The organism is Acidimangrovimonas sediminis, assembly GCF_002871005.1.
GTDB lineage: Bacteria > Pseudomonadota > Alphaproteobacteria > Rhodobacterales > Rhodobacteraceae > Acidimangrovimonas > Acidimangrovimonas sediminis.
On sequence record NZ_PHSN01000016.1, the window covers coordinates 31,213 to 48,245 of the forward strand.

Consider the following 17,033-nt stretch of genomic DNA (forward strand, 5'->3'; position numbering starts at 1 on the left):
CCATCCGCCGGGTTCGGGGCAGGCATAGGGACGGATATGGCGGGAAACCTGAGCTTCGACGCGCTGCGCGCGGCCGCGGCCGATGGCACGATCGACACGGTGATTGCGGCGGGGATCGACATGCAGGGCCGCCTCATGGGCAAGCGCTTTCACGCCGCGCACTTCCTCGACAGCGCCCATGCCGAGAGCCATTGCTGCAACTACCTGCTGGCAACCGACCTGGAGATGGCGACTGTTCAGGGCTATGCCTCGACCAACTGGGACAGCGGCTATGGCGATTACGTGCTGCGCCCGGACATGGCCACGCTCCGGCGCATTCCCTGGCTGGAGGGGACCGCGCTGGTAATCTGCGACATGCTGGGTCCGGATCACACCGAGGTGCCGCAGGGCCCGCGCGCCATGCTCAAGGCGCAGGTCGCCCGGGCCGAGGCCATGGGCTACACCCCGATGATGGCAAGCGAGCTTGAATTCTTTCTGTTCTCGCAAAGCTACGACGCCCTGCGCGAGGCCGACTGGCAGCATCCGCGTACCCTGGGCGGGCAGAACATCGACTATTCGGTCTTCGGCACCACCAAGGAAGAGGACGTCATGCGCGCGATCCGCAACGGTCTCTACGGGGCCGGGGTCGCGGTGGAATGTTCCAAAGGCGAGGCCGAGATCGGGCAGGAGGAGCTCAACACCCGGTATTCCGACGCGCTCGACGCGGCGGACATGCATGCGCTGACCAAGAACGCCTGCAAGGAGATCGCCTTTCTCAAGGGCCGGTCGCTGACCTTCATGGCCAAGTACCGCCACGACCGCGCGGGATCGTCGAGCCATGTACACCAGTCGCTGTGGAAGGACGGAGCACCCGCCTTCCTCGACCCCGGGGCCGCGCACGGGATGTCGGCGCTGATGCGGTCCTACGTGGCGGGGCAGCTGAAATACGCGCGTGAGGTGACATGTTTCCTCGCCCCCTACGTCAACAGCTACAAGCGCTTCACCGAGGGGCTGTTTGCACCCACCAAGGCGGTCTGGAGCCTCGACAACCGTACCGCCGGCTTCCGGGTCTGCGGCGAGGGCACCAGGGGGGTGCGGATCGAGTGCCGGATCGGCGGCGCCGACCTCAACCCCTATCTCGCGATGGCGGCGCTTCTGGCCGCGGGGCTTGCGGGGATTGAGGAGGGGCTGAAGCTGGGACCGCCCGCGACCGGCGACATCTACAAGGCCGAGGGCGTGACGGAGGTGCCGCGTACCCTGGGCGAGGCGGCGGCGGCGCTGGAGGGGTCGGTGATGCTGCGCGCAGCCTTTGGCGATGCCGTGGTCGACCACTACACCCGCGCAGCGCGCTGGGAGATCGAGGAGCAGAACCGCGTGGTGACCGACTGGGAACGCCGCCGTGGGCTGGAACTGGCATGATCCGCGCCATCGACCACGTCGTCCTGACGGTCCGCGACCCGGATGAAGCGGCGGCGTTCTATGCCCGCGTCCTGGGGATGGAGCCGGTCACGTTCGGCGCGGGCCGCCGGGCGCTGCGCTTCGGCGCGCAGAAGATCAACCTGCAAAGCCTCGGGCAGGAAACCCGCAACCACGCCTGCATCGGATCGGGCGACCTGTGCCTTCTGACCGACCTGTCGCCCGGGGACGTCGTGACACGGCTGACCGCCGAGGGGGTTGCCGGGATCGAGGGGCCGGTGACGCGGTCGGGCGCGCGGGGACCGATCACCTCGGTCTATTTCACCGACCCCGACGGCAACCTGATCGAGATTTCCAGCTACACCGCGCCCGGGGACCACGGCCCCGACGGCGGCAAGACGGCCTAGCGCCAGCCCGCGCGGGACATCCCGCGTGAGGCAATGCGGGGGGCGCCCTGCCCGCCCGGCCCGCGCGCCCTTGCCGGACGAACGGCCCGCTGCGGGGCAAATTCTGTCACCGCGCGCACTTGCCTCCGCTCGGCCCGCCCGGCCGCCGGGGAGCAGCTGGCGACGTGCCCCCATCATGACCCCGTCATGGACCCCTTCGCAGGCCCCGCGCCGTGTTCGCCCTTGGCGTGCAGAGCCCCCGCGGCCTTGCACCCAAAGCCCCGAGGGGCTACCCCTCTGCCTGACCATGACTTCAGACTCGCGGTGCCGGAACCTCCGGTCCGCCTCAACGAAACTTGGAGATTTTCCATGGCCCGACCCAAGATCGCCCTCATCGGCGCCGGCCAGATCGGTGGCACGCTCGCCCATCTCGCCGCGATCAAGGAACTGGGCGACGTCGTTCTTTTCGACATCGCCGAAGGCACCCCGCAGGGCAAGGCGCTGGACATCGCGGAATCGGGCCCGGCGGAGGGCTTCGACGCCCAGCTCAGGGGCACCAACGACTATGCCGACATTGCGGGGGCCGACGTCTGCATCGTCACCGCCGGCGTGCCCCGCAAGCCGGGGATGAGCCGCGACGACCTGCTGGGCATCAACCTCAAGGTCATGAAGTCCGTGGGCGAAGGCATCCGCGAACACGCGCCGAACGCCTTCGTCATCTGCATCACCAACCCGCTGGACGCCATGGTCTGGGCGCTGCGCGAATTCTCGGGCCTGCCGCACCAGAAGGTCTGCGGCATGGCGGGCGTCCTCGACAGTGCGCGCTTCCGCCACTTCCTGTCGCTGGAATTCGGCGTCTCGGTCAAGGACGTATCGGCCTTCGTCCTCGGTGGACACGGCGACAGCATGGTGCCGCTGAAGCGGTATTCGACGGTCGGCGGCATCCCCCTGCCCGACCTGGTGGAGATGGGCTGGACCAGCAAGGAAAAGCTCGACGCGATCATCCAGCGCACCCGCGACGGCGGAGCGGAGATCGTGGGCCTGCTGAAGACCGGGTCGGCCTTCTACGCGCCCGCGACCAGCGCGATCGAGATGGCCGAGGCCTACCTCAAGGATCAGAAGCGGGTGCTGCCCTGCGCCGCCTGGGTCGACAACGCGCTGGGGCTCAACGGTCTCTACGTGGGGGTGCCCACGGTGATCGGCGCCAAGGGGATCGAGCGAGTTCTCGACATCAAGCTCGACAAGGAAGAGAAGGCGATGTTCCAGAAATCCGTCGCCTCGGTACAGAGCCTCGTCGATGCCTGCAAGGCGATCGACCCGGCGCTCGGCTAGGCCGGATCGCCCTGCCCCGATGCCGCCCCGCGGGCCGGCATCGCCCGAAACCGACACGCCGCCCCGCACCGGAGGGCGGCGTTTCGCTTTCTGCACCCGGCCGAGTCGGCCTTCGGCGGGGCGACTCGGCCGCGACACCCCGTCGCAGGGGTTAACGACTCCCTGCTTGTGATCACGCCCTGGAAAACTGTGATCACAAAACCCGCGAATTTCAGCCGAAACCCGGAAATCACGCAGGAATTTCTTTCCCCACGGTTTTCGATATGCCATGCGGGCCCAAATTCCACGACAGACGGGACGAGTTCATGAACATCCATGAATACCAAGCCAAGGCCCTCCTCCGCGACTACGGCGCTCCGGTGTCCGACGGACGGGTCGTTCTCAAGGCCGACGAGGCCAAGACGGCGGCGGGCGAACTCGACGGTCCGCTCTGGGTCGTGAAGGCGCAGATCCATGCCGGCGGCCGCGGCAAGGGCCACTTCAAGGAGGCCGAAGCCGGCGACAAGGGCGGCGTGCGCCTTGCCAAGTCGGTCGAAGAGGCCGAGGCGATGGCCAAGCAGATGCTGGGCCGCACCCTCGTGACGCACCAGACCGGTCCGGCCGGCAAGCAGGTGAACCGCATCTACATCGAGGCCGGTTCGGGCATCGAGCGCGAGCTGTACCTCGCCCTCCTCGTCGATCGCGTGACCAGCCGCGTGTCCTTCGTCTGCTCGACCGAGGGCGGCATGGACATCGAGGAAGTCGCAGCCTCGACCCCGGAAAAGATCCTGTCCTTCTCGGTCGATCCGGCCACCGGATACCAGCCGTTCCACGGCCGCCGCGTCGCGTTCGAGCTGGGACTCAAGGGCGCCCAGGTCAAGCAATGCGTCGCGCTGATGGGCACGCTCTACAAGGTCTTCATGGACAAGGACATGGAGATGCTGGAGATCAACCCGCTGATCATCTCGGACGGCGGTGAGCTCAAGGTGCTGGACGCCAAGTTCGGCTTCGACAACAACGCGATGTACCGCCACGCCGACATCGCCGCGCTGCGCGACGAGACCGAAGAGGACCCCAAGGAACTCGCGGCCTCGAAATACGACCTGAACTACATCGCGCTGGACGGCGAGATCGGTTGCATGGTCAACGGTGCGGGCCTGGCGATGGCCACGATGGACATCATCAAGCTGTTCGGTGCGGAACCGGCCAACTTCCTCGACGTCGGCGGCGGCGCCACGAAGGAGAAAGTGACCGAGGCGTTCAAGATCATCACCTCGGACAAGAACGTCAAAGGCATCCTCGTCAACATCTTCGGCGGCATCATGCGCTGCGACATCATCGCCGAGGGCGTCATCGCCGCGGTGAAGGAAGTGGGCCTGCAGGTTCCGCTGGTCGTGCGCCTCGAGGGAACCAACGTGGAGCTCGGCAAGGAGATCATCTCCAACTCCGGCCTCAACGTGATCGCCGCAGACGACCTTTCGGACGCAGCGCAGAAAATCGTGAAAGCCGTGAAGGGCTAATCCTCAAGATATGGTATGAGTGTGCACCTGTAGTGCAATGAAAGGGGATTAGGGAATGAGGAAACACCTTCCGAAAGCGGCGCTGATCGGGTTCGTCGGCTGCCTGGCACTTGCCGGGTGCGGCGAACAGGTCAAGGTCGTGGATCACGAGGTTGCGGGCACGACGGACTGCCCGAACATGGATCCGGTCGCGCAGAAGTACATGCATGGCACGCCCAGCGTGCCGGTGCGCTGCGAGCCGCAGAAGGTGAACTACTGGGATCCGACGGTCACCACGACCGGAGGTCATTCGACGCCCACGGCGGCCGACGCCACCAAGACGACGGGCTGAGACGAACCCCATGGCGCGGCGGCCGGGCTGAGCCGCCGCGCCACGACCGCCCTGCCCCCCCGCCGGTCGAAACGGCGGCAGGAAGAATTTTGCAGCCAAGTGAATACAGGCGCCCCCGGGTGCCGACCCCAAGGACCAAGCAGGAGGGCCAGATGGCCGTACTCGTCGACAAGAACACCCGCGTGATCTGCCAGGGCATCACCGGCAGCCAGGGCACCTTCCACACCGAACAGGCGATCGCCTACGGCACCCAGATGGTCGGCGGCGTGACCCCGGGCAAGGGCGGCCAGAGCCACCTCGACCTGCCGGTCTTCGACTCGGTCCACGAGGCCGTCGCCAAGACCGAGGCCAACGCCTCGGTGATCTACGTTCCCCCGCCCTTCGCCGCGGATTCGATCCTCGAGGCGATCGACGCCGAGATCGAGCTGATCGTCTGCATCACCGAAGGTATCCCGGTGCTCGACATGATGCGCGTGAAGCGCGCGCTGAACGGGTCGAAATCGCGCCTGATCGGGCCGAACTGCCCCGGCATCATGACCCCCGGCGAATGCAAGATCGGCATCATGCCGGGCAGCATCTTCAGCCGCGGCTCGGTCGGCGTCGTGTCGCGTTCGGGCACCCTGACCTACGAGGCGGTCAAGCAGACCACCGACGTGGGCCTGGGCCAATCGTCGGCCGTGGGCATCGGCGGCGACCCGATCAAGGGGATGGAGCACCTCGACGTGCTCGAGATGTTCCTTGCCGATGACGAGACCCAGTCGATCATCATGATCGGCGAGATCGGCGGTTCGGCCGAAGAAGAGGCCGCGCAGTTCCTCAAGGACGAGGCCAAGAAGGGCCGCAAGAAGCCGGTCGCCGGTTTCATCGCGGGCCGCACCGCCCCTCCCGGCCGCCGCATGGGCCATGCCGGCGCCATCGTTTCGGGCGGCAAGGGCGACGCGGAATCGAAGATCGAGGCCATGAAATCGGCTGGCATCGTCGTGGCCGACAGCCCGGCGACCCTGGGCGAGGCCGTGCTGAAAGCGATCAAGGGGTAACGACCATGCGACCGGCGGCAGCCAGCGCTCTGCCCGTGACCCGACAGCGCCGCGCACCGCGGCCTGCCGGTGCGCGCTGCGCGGCTGCCCCGGTTCCGCATTTCGTGCCGAAGACCCTTGTTTCATCCGCCGCCGGCCCCGCCGCGGCGGATTTTTCCCCTCGGGCCGGGTCACTGGCGACGCGGCCCGATCGCCATGTTTTCCGACCCCTCGCGCTGACCGTGCGCCCCGGGCCAGACCGGACGCAGGCTGGCAGCCCGTGCCCGAGCACCTATCTAGACGGTCAAACCCAGTGAGGTGACACCATGACCGAGCAATCCCCCAACGAACAATTCCGCTCCTCGTCCTTCCTCGACGGGGCGAACGCCGATTACATCGACCAGCTCGAGGCGCGCTATGTCGCCGACCCGAACAGCGTCGACCCCGAATGGGCCGCGTTCTTCGCCGCGATCGGCGATGCCGGCACCGACGCCAAGCAGGCCGCCGCTGGCCCGAGCTGGGCGCGCACCGATTGGCCCCCTGCCCCGCAGGACGAGCTGACCTCGGCCCTGACCGGCGAATGGCCCGCGACCGAGATGAAGGATGCGGGCAAGAAGATCTCGAAGGAGGCGCAGAAGGCCGGCGTCAGCCTGACCGACGATCAGGTCCAGCGCGCCGTGCTGGATTCGATCCGCGCGCTGATGCTGATCCGCGCCTATCGGATCCGCGGCCACCTTGCCGCAGACCTCGACCCGCTGCGGATGCACGAGGAGAGCAAGTTCCCCGAGCTCGACCCGAAATCCTACGGCTTCACCGAGGCCGACATGGACCGGCCGATCTTCATCGACAACGTGCTGGGGATGCAGTTGGCGTCGATGCGCCAGATCGTCGACATCGTGAAGCGCACCTATTGCGGCACTTTCGCGCTGCAGTACATGCACATCTCGAACCCCGAGGAATCGAGCTGGCTGAAAGAGCGGATCGAAGGCTACGGCAAGGAGATCAGCTTTACCCGTGAGGGCCGCCGCGCGATCCTCAACAAGCTGGTCGAGGCCGAGGGCTTCGAGAAGTTCCTGCACGTCAAGTACATGGGCACCAAGCGCTTCGGCCTCGACGGCGGCGAAAGCCTGATCCCGGCGATGGAGCAGATCATCAAGCGCGGCGGCGCGCTGGGTGTGAAGGAGGTCGTCGTGGGCATGCCCCACCGCGGGCGCCTGTCGGTCCTGTCGAACGTGATGATGAAGCCCTACCGGGCGATCTTCAACGAATTCCAGGGCGGCAGCTTCAAGCCCGAGGACGTGGACGGTTCGGGTGACGTGAAATACCACCTTGGCGCCTCGTCCGACCGCACCTTCGACGGCAACACCGTCCACCTTTCGCTGACCGCGAACCCCTCGCACCTCGAGGCTGTGAACCCGGTCGTGCTGGGCAAGGCGCGCGCCAAGCAGTCGCAGCTGAACGACCCGACCCGCAGCCAGGTGCTGCCGATCCTGCTGCACGGCGACGCGGCCTTCGCGGGCCAGGGCGTGGTGGCGGAATGCTTCGGCATGACCGGCCTTGTCGGGCATCGCACCGGCGGGACGATCCACATCGTCGTGAACAACCAGATCGGCTTCACCACGGCGCCGCACTTCTCGCGCTCGTCGCCCTACCCGACCGACATCGCCCTGATGGTCGAGGCGCCGATCTTCCACGTCAACGGGGATGACCCCGAGGCCGTGGTGCATGCCGCCAAGGTCGCGACGGAATTCCGCCAGAAGTTCCACAAGGACGTGGTCATCGACATCTTCTGCTATCGCCGCTTCGGTCACAACGAAGGCGACGAGCCGATGTTCACCAACCCGATCATGTACACCAAGATCAAGAAGCAGAAGACCACGCTTCAGCTGTACACCGACCGGCTGGTCAAGGACGGCCTGATCCCCGAGGGCGAGATCGAGGACATGAAGGCCGCGTTCCAGGCCCATCTGAACGAGGAATTCGAGGCCGGCAAGGAATACAAGCCGAACAAGGCCGACTGGCTGGACGGCCGCTGGTCGGGCATCGACCGCGAGGGGGCCGAGTACCAGGCCGGCCAGACCGCGATTTCGCCCGACACGATGGCCGATGTCGGCGCCGCGCTGACCCGGGTTCCGGACGGCTTCCACCTGCACAAGACGGTGGGGCGCCTGCTCGACTCGAAGAAGAAGATGTTCGAGGAAGGCAAGGGCTTCGACTGGGCGACCGCCGAGGCGCTGGCCTTCGGCAGCCTCGTGACCGAGGGCTTCCCGGTGCGCCTGGCGGGCCAGGACAGCGGCCGCGGCACCTTCTCGCAGCGCCACTCGGCCCTGATCGACCAGGAAACGGAAGAGCGTTTCTACCCGCTCAACAACATCCGCGAAGGTCAGGCGCGCTATGACGCGATCGACTCGATGCTGTCGGAATACGCGGTGCTGGGCTTCGAGTACGGCTATTCGCTGGCCGAACCCAACGCGCTGGTGATGTGGGAGGCCCAGTTCGGCGACTTCGCCAACGGCGCCCAGATCATGTTCGACCAGTTCATCTCGTCGGGCGAGCGCAAGTGGCTCCGGATGTCGGGCCTCGTGATGCTGCTGCCACACGGGTTCGAAGGCCAGGGCCCCGAGCACTCCTCGGCGCGGCTGGAACGGTTCCTGCAGATGTCGGCGGAAGACAACTGGATCGTCGCCAACTGCTCGACGCCCGCGAACTACTTCCACATCCTGCGCCGCCAGCTGCACCGCAGCTTCCGCAAGCCGCTGGTCCTGATGACGCCGAAATCGCTTCTGCGTCACCCGATGTGCATCTCGGATGCCGACGACTTCACCACCGGCTCGCATTTCCACCGCGTGCTGTGGGACGACGCCGAAAAGGGCCATTCGGACACCCAGCTGGTCGCCGACGACAAGATCAAGCGCGTCGTCATGTGTTCGGGCAAGGTCTACTACGACCTTCTCGCGCAGCGCGACGAGCGGGGCCTCGACGATGTCTATCTGATGCGGGTCGAACAGTTCTATCCCTTCCCGGCGCTGGCGCTGGTGAAGGAGCTCGAGCGGTTCAAGCAGGCCGAGATCGTCTGGTGCCAGGAAGAGCCGAAGAACCAGGGTGCCTGGAGCTTCATGGAACCGAACATCGAATGGGTGCTGACCCGGATCGGGGCGAAGCATTCGCGGCCCCGCTACGTCGGCCGTGCCGCGTCGGCCTCGCCGGCGACCGGTCTGGCCAGCCAGCACAAGAAACAGCAGGAAGCGCTCGTCAACGAAGCGCTGACGATCGAAGGATAAACAGATATGTCTACGGAAGTGCGTGTTCCCACGCTGGGTGAAAGCGTCTCGGAAGCCACCGTCGCCACCTGGTTCAAGAAGCCCGGCGACAGCGTCGCGGTCGACGAGATGCTGTGCGAACTGGAAACCGACAAGGTGACCGTCGAGGTTCCCAGCCCGGTTTCCGGCATCCTTGACGAGATCGTCGCGAACGAAGGCGACACGGTCGGCGTGAACGCCCTGCTCGCCCAGGTCGCCGAGGCCGGCGCCGCCGGGTCGGAAGAGACCAAGCCGCGCAAGTCGGCGGACGAGGCGCCCAAGGCCGCCGAGGCCGCCGAGGGCGGCGAGGGCAAATCGGTCGACGTCATGGTGCCGACCCTGGGCGAGAGCGTGAGCGAAGCCACCGTCGCCACCTGGTTCAAGAAGGAAGGCGACACCGTCGCGCAGGACGAGATGCTGTGCGAGCTTGAGACCGACAAGGTCTCGGTCGAGGTTCCCTCGCCCGCCGCCGGTGTGCTGGGCAAGATCCTCGCCGGTGAAGGCGAGACGGTGTCTGCCGGCGGCAAGCTGGCGGTGCTGTCCTCGGGCGGTGCCGTGACGCCGTCGTCGGAAGGTGCGGCCCCCGCGTCTTCCCCCGCTCAGGCCGAGGCGCCCGCCGCCTCGGGCAAGAAGGACGTGGAGGATGCGCCCTCGGCCAAGAAGGCGATGGCCGATGCCGGCCTGAACCGTGACCAGGTGCAGGGCACCGGCCGCGACGGCCGGGTGATGAAGGAAGACGTGGCCAAGGCGATCGCCGCCGGAACCTCGGCGTCGAAGACCGCCAGCGCCCCGGCGCCGGCGCAGCGCGCCCCCGTGCCGGCCGACGACGCCGCCCGCGAGGAGCGGGTCAAGATGACCCGCCTGCGCCAGACCATCGCCCGCCGCCTGAAGGACGCGCAGAACACTGCCGCGATGCTGACGACCTACAACGAGGTCGACATGCAGGCGATCATGGACCTGCGCAACGAGTACAAGGGTATCTTCGAGAAGAAGCACGGGGTGAAGCTGGGCTTCATGTCCTTCTTCGTGAAGGCCTGCTGCCACGCGCTGAAGGAGGTTCCCGACGTCAATGCCGAGATCGACGGCACCGAGGTGATCTACAAGAACTACGTCCACATGGGCGTGGCCGTGGGCACGCCCTCGGGCCTTGTCGTGCCGGTGGTGCGTGACGCCGACCAGATGTCCTTTGCCGCGATCGAGAAGAAGATCGCCGAGCTTGGCACCCGGGCGCGCGACGGCAAGCTGTCGATGGCCGAGATGCAGGGCGGTTCGTTCACCATCTCGAACGGCGGCGTCTACGGGTCGCTGATGTCCTCGCCGATCCTGAACCCGCCGCAGTCGGGCATCCTGGGCATGCACAAGATCCAGGAACGCCCGATGGTCGTCGGCGGCCAGATCGTCATCCGCCCGATGATGTACCTCGCGCTCAGCTACGATCACCGCATCGTCGACGGCAAGGGCGCGGTGACCTTCCTCGTCCGCGTCAAGGAAGCGCTCGAGGATCCGCGCCGCCTGCTGATGGATCTGTAATCCCGCGGATCCTTTCAACACAGCCCCGGCCTTCCTGGGCCGGGGCCCCAACCAGGGCCCGAGACAATGACACCGGAACTCACCGCCCTCGCCGTCGCGATCCTGGTCCACATGGCGCTGATCGGCCTCTTCGCCTATCGCGCCAATCGCGAAATCGGCACGAAATATACCACCAGCCCGCGTGACGACGCGCCCCAGCGGCCGCTCTCGATCGTCACCGGCAGGCTGCAACGCGCGGTCTCGAACTCCTTCGAAAGCCTGATCATGTTCGCGCCCGCCGCGCTGATGGTCGGCCTCACGCACCAGTCGAACGGCTGGACCGCCTTCCTCGCCTGGATCTTCGTCCTCGCGCGGATCGCCTATATCCCTGCCTATGCCACCGGCCTCGCCCCCGGGCGCTCGGGGATCTGGGGCCTGGGCTTCCTCGCCACCCTGCTCCTCGTCATCGCCGCCCTCGTCTGACGCGGTGCTTCATCTTGGCGAACATAGGCCCGGGGGCAAACCGGCCGCAGGCCAGAAGCGGGCGACGCGCCCCGTCGCCAACGGTTCCGCCGCCGCGCCCTTCGCGCTAGGCTGATCCGGCACCGCAGGAGACAGAGCCATGGCCCTGATCACGAACGAGCTCAACATCCTCGCCCTCTACGGGCTGTTCCTCGCGCTCCTGATCCTGTTGCAGGTCAGCGGCGCGGCGGGCCAGCTGGGCATGGGGTACCTGCTGTCCTCGCGCGATGAGGGCCGCACCCTCGACGGCCTGACCGGTCGGCTTGAGCGGGCGATCGCCAATTCCGTCGTCGCGATGGCGCTCTTTGCCCCCGCCGTGCTGATCCTCTCGGCCGAGGCGGATTTCAGCGGCGCCACCCTGATGTGCGCCCAGATCTTCCTGATCGCGCGGGTGCTCTACGTGCCCGCCTATGTCTTCAACATCGTCGGCATCCGCACGCTGCTCTGGCTCGTGGCCTTTGCCTGCACCGTGGCCCTCTACCTGCTCTGATCCCGATGTTCCGCACCGCCCGACAGACCGCTCTCGCAACCGAAGGACTGGCCCTTGCCGGGATCCTTTCGGCGCTTGGCGCGATCGGCCTGGGCAGCCGGGCCGCGGGGGCGGCGCTCGCGCTCGGGCTGTTTGCCGTGGCGTGTTACCTCGGGGCGCTCGGGGCGCTGCGCCACCTCGCCCACCTGCAGGAGGTCGCGCCGGGTGAGTTTCCGCGCTCGCTGACGATCTCGATCGTGGCCGGGCTCGCCTTCGTCGGCGCGATCTACCACCTGCCCGGGCTCATGCCCCTCTTCGGCGACGTGCATGTCGCCATCGACCACCTGGTCCCGCTCTGGGTCGACCATGTGCTGGCACTGGCGCCGGGCGTGGCGCTGCTTCTGCTCGCCGCCTGGCTGCGCCGGCAGCAGCCCGGCACCTGGGCGATGCAGGAAGGCGGGCATCTCAAGATCTCCCGGCCGCGCGGTGCCGCGCGGGCCGGGCGCAAGCTCAAGAAATCCAAAGGAGGCCTGAATGGCTAGCTATGATGTCATCGTGATCGGAGGCGGCCCGGGCGGCTATGTCTGTGCCATCCGCTGTGCGCAACTGGGTCTGAAGACCGCCTGCGTCGAGGGCCGCGACGCCCTGGGCGGCACCTGCCTGAACGTCGGCTGCATCCCGTCCAAGGCGCTCTTGCACGCATCGCACATGCTGCACGAGGCCGAGCACAACTTTGCCACCCTCGGCCTGAAGGGCAAGGCGCCCTCGGTCGACTGGAAACAGATGCTCGCCTACAAGGACGACACGATCGGCCAGAACACCAAGGGCATCGAGTTCCTGTTCAAGAAGAACAAGATCGACTGGATCAAGGGCTGGGCCTCGGTCCCCGAGGCCGGCAAGGTCAAGGTCGGCGACGAGGTGCACGAGGCCAAGAACATCGTTCTGGCCTCGGGCTCGGAACCCGCGCCGCTGAAGGGTGTCGAAGTCGACGAGAAGGTGATCGTCACCTCAACCGGCGCCCTGTCGCTGTCCAAGCCGCCGAAGGAGATGGTGGTGATCGGCGGCGGCGTCATCGGGCTGGAACTCGGCTCGGTCTACGCCCGTCTCGGCGCCAAGGTCACCGTGGTCGAATTCCTCGACGCGATCGTGCCGGGTGCGGATGCCGAAGTCGCCCGTACCTTCCAGCGCCTGCTGAAGAAGCAGGGGATCGAGTTCGTGACGGGCGCAGCGGTGCAATCCGCCGTGGTCGAGAAGGGCAAGGCCAAGGTCGTCTACAAGCTGAAGAAGGACGAGAGCGAGGTCACGCTGAGTGCCGATGCCGTGCTGCTGGCCACCGGCCGCCGCCCGTTCACCGAAGGGCTGGGCCTCGACAAGCTGGGCGTCAAGCTGACCCAGCGCGGCCAGATCGAGACCGATGCCTCCTGGCAGACCTCGGTCAAGGGCGTCTACGCCATCGGCGACGTGATCCAGGGCCCGATGCTCGCCCACAAGGCCGAGGACGAGGGCATGGCTGTGGCCGAGGTGATCGCGGGCCAGCACGGCCACGTCAACTACTCGGTCATCCCGGGCGTGATCTACACCGCCCCCGAGGTCGCGTGGGTCGGCCAGACCGAGGAGCAGCTCAAGGCCGAGGGCCGCGCCTACAAGGCGGGCAAGTTCTCTTACATGGGCAATGCGCGCGCCAAGGCGGTGATGCAGGCCGACGGCTTCGTCAAGATCCTGGCGGACAAGGAAACCGACCGGATCCTCGGCGTGCACATCATCGGCCCGGCGGCGGGCGAGCTGATCCACGAGGCCTGCGTCGCGATGGAATTCGGCGCGGCGGCCGAGGATTTGGCGCGCACCTGCCACGCCCACCCGACCTTCTCGGAAGCGGTGCGCGAGGCAGCCCTGGCCTGCGGCGACGGCCCGATCCACTCGTAAGCAGGCCTCCCGCGAAACCCTGGGGCGCCCGGAAACAACCCGGGCGCCCTTCTTCATGGCGCACTGGAGGGCCTCCCCAACGCCGCAACATCCCCCGCGGCAGCCGCGCCAACAGAGGCCCGAAAGCCTCCCCCACCTTTCTTCTGAGTCCAAATATCCCGGGGGTGCAGGGGGCAGCGCCCCCGCCACCGACCTCGACACCCCGAGACTCCACCTAAGCCTCGCGCTCCGAGGCCGTGCCGACCCAGGGCCGCGCCGCGGCCCGAAGGCCCGGCCCGCGTCGCCGTGCTACTTCTTCCGCCCGAAGTTCCGCCGCCACCAGTTGCGCGCGTCCACCTTCGCGGTCTCGGCCCGGGCCTCGGTGCGGTCCAGCCGCTCCTGCCCGCCGGCGATCAGCGGGTCGAGCGTGCGCTCGCGGAACCGTACCCACATGCGCCACAAAAAGAAGACGATCAGCGCCAGCACCGCCAGGATGACGATGTTGAGCCAAGGGAAGATCGACACGTCGGGCCCGGCGACCTGCTTCACGCCGATGGCGTTCGGATAGATCGACAGGAACGGGATGCGCCAGCCGTACTTGGTGACCACCACCCATTTCGGGCTGTCGCTGCTCGACTTCAGCGCCGAGGCCTTGGCCTGCAGGTTCGAGCTGTCATACTTGAAATAGGGTGGCCAGATCCAGCCGGTGTCCTCGTTGCGGTAGACGATCACCTTGCCGCTCGGATAGACCGCCTCGATGAAGCGGATATCGCGGCTGTCCTTGGCTTCCTTGGTGCCGGCATCGGGCGAGGCGTAGAAGAACCTGTTCAGGCTGCCCAGCGTCGTCACCCGGTTGTAGCTGTTGGTGATCCGCACCACGTCATGCTGCGGCAGGGTATAGTCGAGGAACAGCCCGATCACCACCGCGACGAAGGCGATGAAGCCCCATTTCAACTTGCTAGCCATCCCCATCCTTCCTGTCCGCCCGTCCCGGGCCGGCCGCTACTGGCGGTTCACGAAATAGGCGATCACCGCGACCGCCACGATCGGCACGACATAGACACCCAGGATCAGCCTGCGCCTCAGCGACCCGTGGTATTCCTTCATGCCCGACTCGATATATTCATCGCGGGCGTCGCCCTCCAGCCCCGGGTACTGCTCCTCCCAGTCGCGTTCCAGCCGCTCGCGCGCGACCGACCGGAAATAGGCGGCGATCAGCAGGTAGAGCACGGTGAGCACCGCAAGCCCGAGGACGACGGCGCGCACGAAGCCCATCAGCGCCCCCCGCCGGCGCGCAGGGTCGCGGCAAGCACGACCACCGGCGCCCAGAGCAGGCCCGCCATCAGGCCCAGCCAGAGAAAATGCCACAGCGCCGCCATCGGTTCCGCCGCGATGGCACCGGCGACGCGGGGCGCCTCGATCACGTAGAGCACGGCGAAATACCCGCCCGAGACGATCAGCATCGCGACCGACGACAGCGCGATGTTGGTCGAGCGCGCGCGCAGGTCGTGGCCCAGCCTGCGCGCCAGCCAGATCGGCACCATGGCCGCGATCAGCACCAGCGCCGCGACCGGCACCAGGATCGCCAGGCCGCCCCGGATCATCTCGGCATTGTCCATCTTTCCCCTCCGCCGGTGCTGTCTCGGCCCAGTGTAACCCAGAAGCCCCGCGGTCCGACACCGCCAATCGTGCTGGGCAATCGTCTTGTGGGGCAATCGTGCGGGCGCACTTCCCCGGCCCAATGTCCCATCTGCGGCACCCGGACGGCTCCGCCTCAGGCGCGCCAGAACCGCGGCACGAAGAGGACGAAGACCGACAGCATCTCCAGCCGCCCGCCCAGCATGCCGAAGGCCATCAGCCACTTGGCCGAGGGCGGAAAGCCGTCCATCGCGCCGGTGGGCCCCACCCCGGGCCCGAAGGCCGGCCCGATGTTGAAGACCGAGGTCCAGGCCGCCGTCACCGCGGTCTCGGAATTCAGCCCGATGAACGACAGCCCCACGGCGACCACGCCGAAGGTCACTACGAAGGCAGTGAACAGCACGATGACCGAATTGATCACGTCCTCGCCCACCGGCCGCCCCTCCAGGCGCACAGGCAGCACGGCGTTGGGCCTCAGGATCCGGCGGATCTGGGTCCGGACCGCCTCGAACAGGATCAGGAAGCGGAACACCTTGATCGAGCAGCCGGTCGACGCGGTGCAACCGCCGATCATGCCCACCGTGAACACCACGATGAACGGGAACGGCCCCCACTGGCCGATATCGACGGAGGTGTAGCCGGTCCCCGAGAAGATCGTCACGACGTTGAAGGTGGTTTCGCGCAGCGTCGCGAACAGCGGCGCGCCCCGGTCCCAGACCTCGTAGACGGTGATGGCGGCGATCGCATAGGCAGCCCAGCGCAGGTAGGCGCGCACCTGCACGTCGCGCCACAGCGGCCGCCAGTTGCCTGTGCTCAGCTGCACGAAGCGGATGAACGGCATCGAGGCCAGCAGCATGAAGGCCGCCGACGCATATTCGATCGGCCCGGCGTAGGCCGCGAAACTGCCGTCGGAATTGGCGAAACCGCCGGTCGAGACGGTAGTCAAAGCATGCACCATCGCGTCGAAGCCCCCCATGCCGAGCGCGAAATAGGTCGTGGCGCAACCCAGCGTGAGCATCAGGTACACGCGGATCAGCCCGTTCGAGATGTCCAGCGCCCGGGGCAGGATCTTTCCCAGCGTGTCAAAGCTTTCGGAGCGGAAATACTGCATGCCCCCGACCTTCATCACCGGCAGGAAGACCATGGCCACGATGACGATCCCGAGGCCCCCCAACCATTGCAGCAGGCCGCGCCACAGCAGGGTTCCTGCGGGCAGGTGATCGAGGTCGGTGAACACGGTCGAGCCGGTGGTCGTCAGCCCTGACATCGCCTCGAAATAGGCGTCCGTCAGGCTGGCATGCGGCGCGCCCAGCATGAAGGGGATCGCGCCGAAAAGCGGCAGCAGGGCCCATGTGCCGGTGGTCAGCAGAAAGCTTTGCTGGATCGTCAGGCCATGGCGCACCCCGCTCTGACAGGCAAGTGCAAGGCTGCCGCCCGCAAGCCCGGTGAGGGCCGCAGCGCCAAGGAAGACGGGCCAGTGGCCCTCCCCTTCCCACAGGTCGGCGGCAAAGGGCAAAAGCATCGTCGCCCCGAGGGCGGCGACGAGCAGGCCGATCACATATCCGACAGGGCGCAAATCCGACATGACCGCCGAGGCTTGGCCCGCGCGGGTGCCCCTGTCAAGCGCGCCGCACATGGATGCTTCCCCACCCCCGCCGCCATTGCGCGCGGACCGCGGGCCGAAGCGACGAGAAGGTACGGGCCGGGGCGGCGGAGGCCGGGGAGGAGTTCCCGC

Annotated in this window: 16 protein-coding genes; 12 read left to right on the forward strand and 4 right to left on the reverse strand. The window is 67.1% G+C overall.

Going from position 1 to position 17,033, the window contains the following annotated elements; translation table 11 throughout:
* Positions 1-36 precede the first annotated feature (36 nt).
* From CVV76_RS14955 to lpdA, 12 genes are all read left to right on the forward strand, one after another.
* Complete coding sequence (locus CVV76_RS14955) at positions 37-1,398, forward strand: glutamine synthetase family protein (RefSeq protein WP_102225481.1); 1,362 nt, start codon at positions 37-39, stop codon at positions 1,396-1,398.
* Complete coding sequence (locus tag CVV76_RS14960) at positions 1,395-1,802, forward strand: VOC family protein (protein WP_102225482.1); 408 nt, start codon at positions 1,395-1,397, stop codon at positions 1,800-1,802. The genes CVV76_RS14955 and CVV76_RS14960 overlap by 4 nt, the downstream gene beginning before the upstream one ends.
* A gap of 348 nt (positions 1,803-2,150) precedes the next feature.
* On the forward strand, positions 2,151-3,113 hold the full coding sequence (gene mdh / locus CVV76_RS14965; RefSeq protein WP_102225483.1) for a malate dehydrogenase: 963 nt from the start codon (positions 2,151-2,153) through the stop codon (positions 3,111-3,113).
* Between the two features lie 305 nt (positions 3,114-3,418).
* Positions 3,419-4,612: an ADP-forming succinate--CoA ligase subunit beta gene (sucC, locus tag CVV76_RS14970; RefSeq protein ID WP_102225484.1), complete on the forward strand. Its 1,194-nt coding sequence runs from the start codon at positions 3,419-3,421 to the stop codon at positions 4,610-4,612.
* Positions 4,613-4,667: 55 nt separating this feature from the next.
* The gene (locus tag CVV76_RS14975) at positions 4,668-4,943 is read left to right on the forward strand and encodes a hypothetical protein (protein WP_102225485.1); all 276 of its coding nucleotides are present in this window, start codon (positions 4,668-4,670) and stop codon (positions 4,941-4,943) included.
* Positions 4,944-5,095: 152 nt separating this feature from the next.
* Entirely contained in the window at positions 5,096-5,980 is an 885-nt protein-coding gene (sucD, locus tag CVV76_RS14980; RefSeq protein WP_102225486.1) for a succinate--CoA ligase subunit alpha, read from the forward strand.
* Positions 5,981-6,285: 305 nt separating this feature from the next.
* The gene (locus CVV76_RS14985; RefSeq protein ID WP_102225487.1) at positions 6,286-9,240 is read left to right on the forward strand and encodes a 2-oxoglutarate dehydrogenase E1 component; all 2,955 of its coding nucleotides are present in this window, start codon (positions 6,286-6,288) and stop codon (positions 9,238-9,240) included.
* A 6-nt stretch (positions 9,241-9,246) separates the two neighbouring features.
* Positions 9,247-10,788, forward strand: a complete 1,542-nt coding sequence (odhB, locus tag CVV76_RS14990; RefSeq protein WP_102225488.1) for a 2-oxoglutarate dehydrogenase complex dihydrolipoyllysine-residue succinyltransferase — start codon at positions 9,247-9,249, stop codon at positions 10,786-10,788.
* A gap of 66 nt (positions 10,789-10,854) precedes the next feature.
* Entirely contained in the window at positions 10,855-11,250 is a 396-nt protein-coding gene (locus CVV76_RS14995; protein ID WP_102225489.1) for an MAPEG family protein, read from the forward strand.
* A 139-nt stretch (positions 11,251-11,389) separates the two neighbouring features.
* Positions 11,390-11,779 (forward strand): MAPEG family protein, encoded by a 390-nt coding sequence (locus CVV76_RS15000; RefSeq protein WP_102225490.1) that lies wholly within the window; start codon positions 11,390-11,392, stop codon positions 11,777-11,779.
* Positions 11,780-11,784: 5 nt separating this feature from the next.
* Positions 11,785-12,300: a hypothetical protein gene (locus tag CVV76_RS15005; protein ID WP_102225491.1), complete on the forward strand. Its 516-nt coding sequence runs from the start codon at positions 11,785-11,787 to the stop codon at positions 12,298-12,300.
* The gene (gene lpdA, locus CVV76_RS15010) at positions 12,293-13,681 is read left to right on the forward strand and encodes a dihydrolipoyl dehydrogenase (protein WP_102225492.1); all 1,389 of its coding nucleotides are present in this window, start codon (positions 12,293-12,295) and stop codon (positions 13,679-13,681) included. The genes CVV76_RS15005 and lpdA overlap by 8 nt, the downstream gene beginning before the upstream one ends.
* 288 nt (positions 13,682-13,969) lie before the next feature.
* Here lpdA and CVV76_RS15015 read toward each other — a convergent pair whose 3' ends face one another.
* From CVV76_RS15015 to CVV76_RS15030, 4 genes are all read right to left on the reverse strand, one after another.
* Positions 13,970-14,626: a DUF1523 family protein gene (locus CVV76_RS15015; RefSeq protein WP_233192969.1), complete on the reverse strand. Its 657-nt coding sequence runs from the start codon at positions 14,624-14,626 to the stop codon at positions 13,970-13,972.
* Positions 14,627-14,662: 36 nt separating this feature from the next.
* Positions 14,663-14,935 carry a hypothetical protein gene (locus CVV76_RS15020; RefSeq protein ID WP_102225493.1) on the reverse strand — a complete coding sequence of 91 codons (273 nt, stop codon included), beginning with the start codon at positions 14,933-14,935 and terminating at the stop codon, positions 14,663-14,665.
* On the reverse strand, positions 14,935-15,279 hold the full coding sequence (locus CVV76_RS15025) for a hypothetical protein (protein WP_102225494.1): 345 nt from the start codon (positions 15,277-15,279) through the stop codon (positions 14,935-14,937). The genes CVV76_RS15020 and CVV76_RS15025 overlap by 1 nt, the downstream gene beginning before the upstream one ends.
* A 155-nt stretch (positions 15,280-15,434) precedes the next feature.
* A complete protein-coding gene (locus CVV76_RS15030) occupies positions 15,435-16,883 on the reverse strand; it encodes a TrkH family potassium uptake protein (protein ID WP_102225625.1) in 1,449 nt (482 codons plus the stop codon).
* Positions 16,884-17,033: the final 150 nt, after the last annotated feature.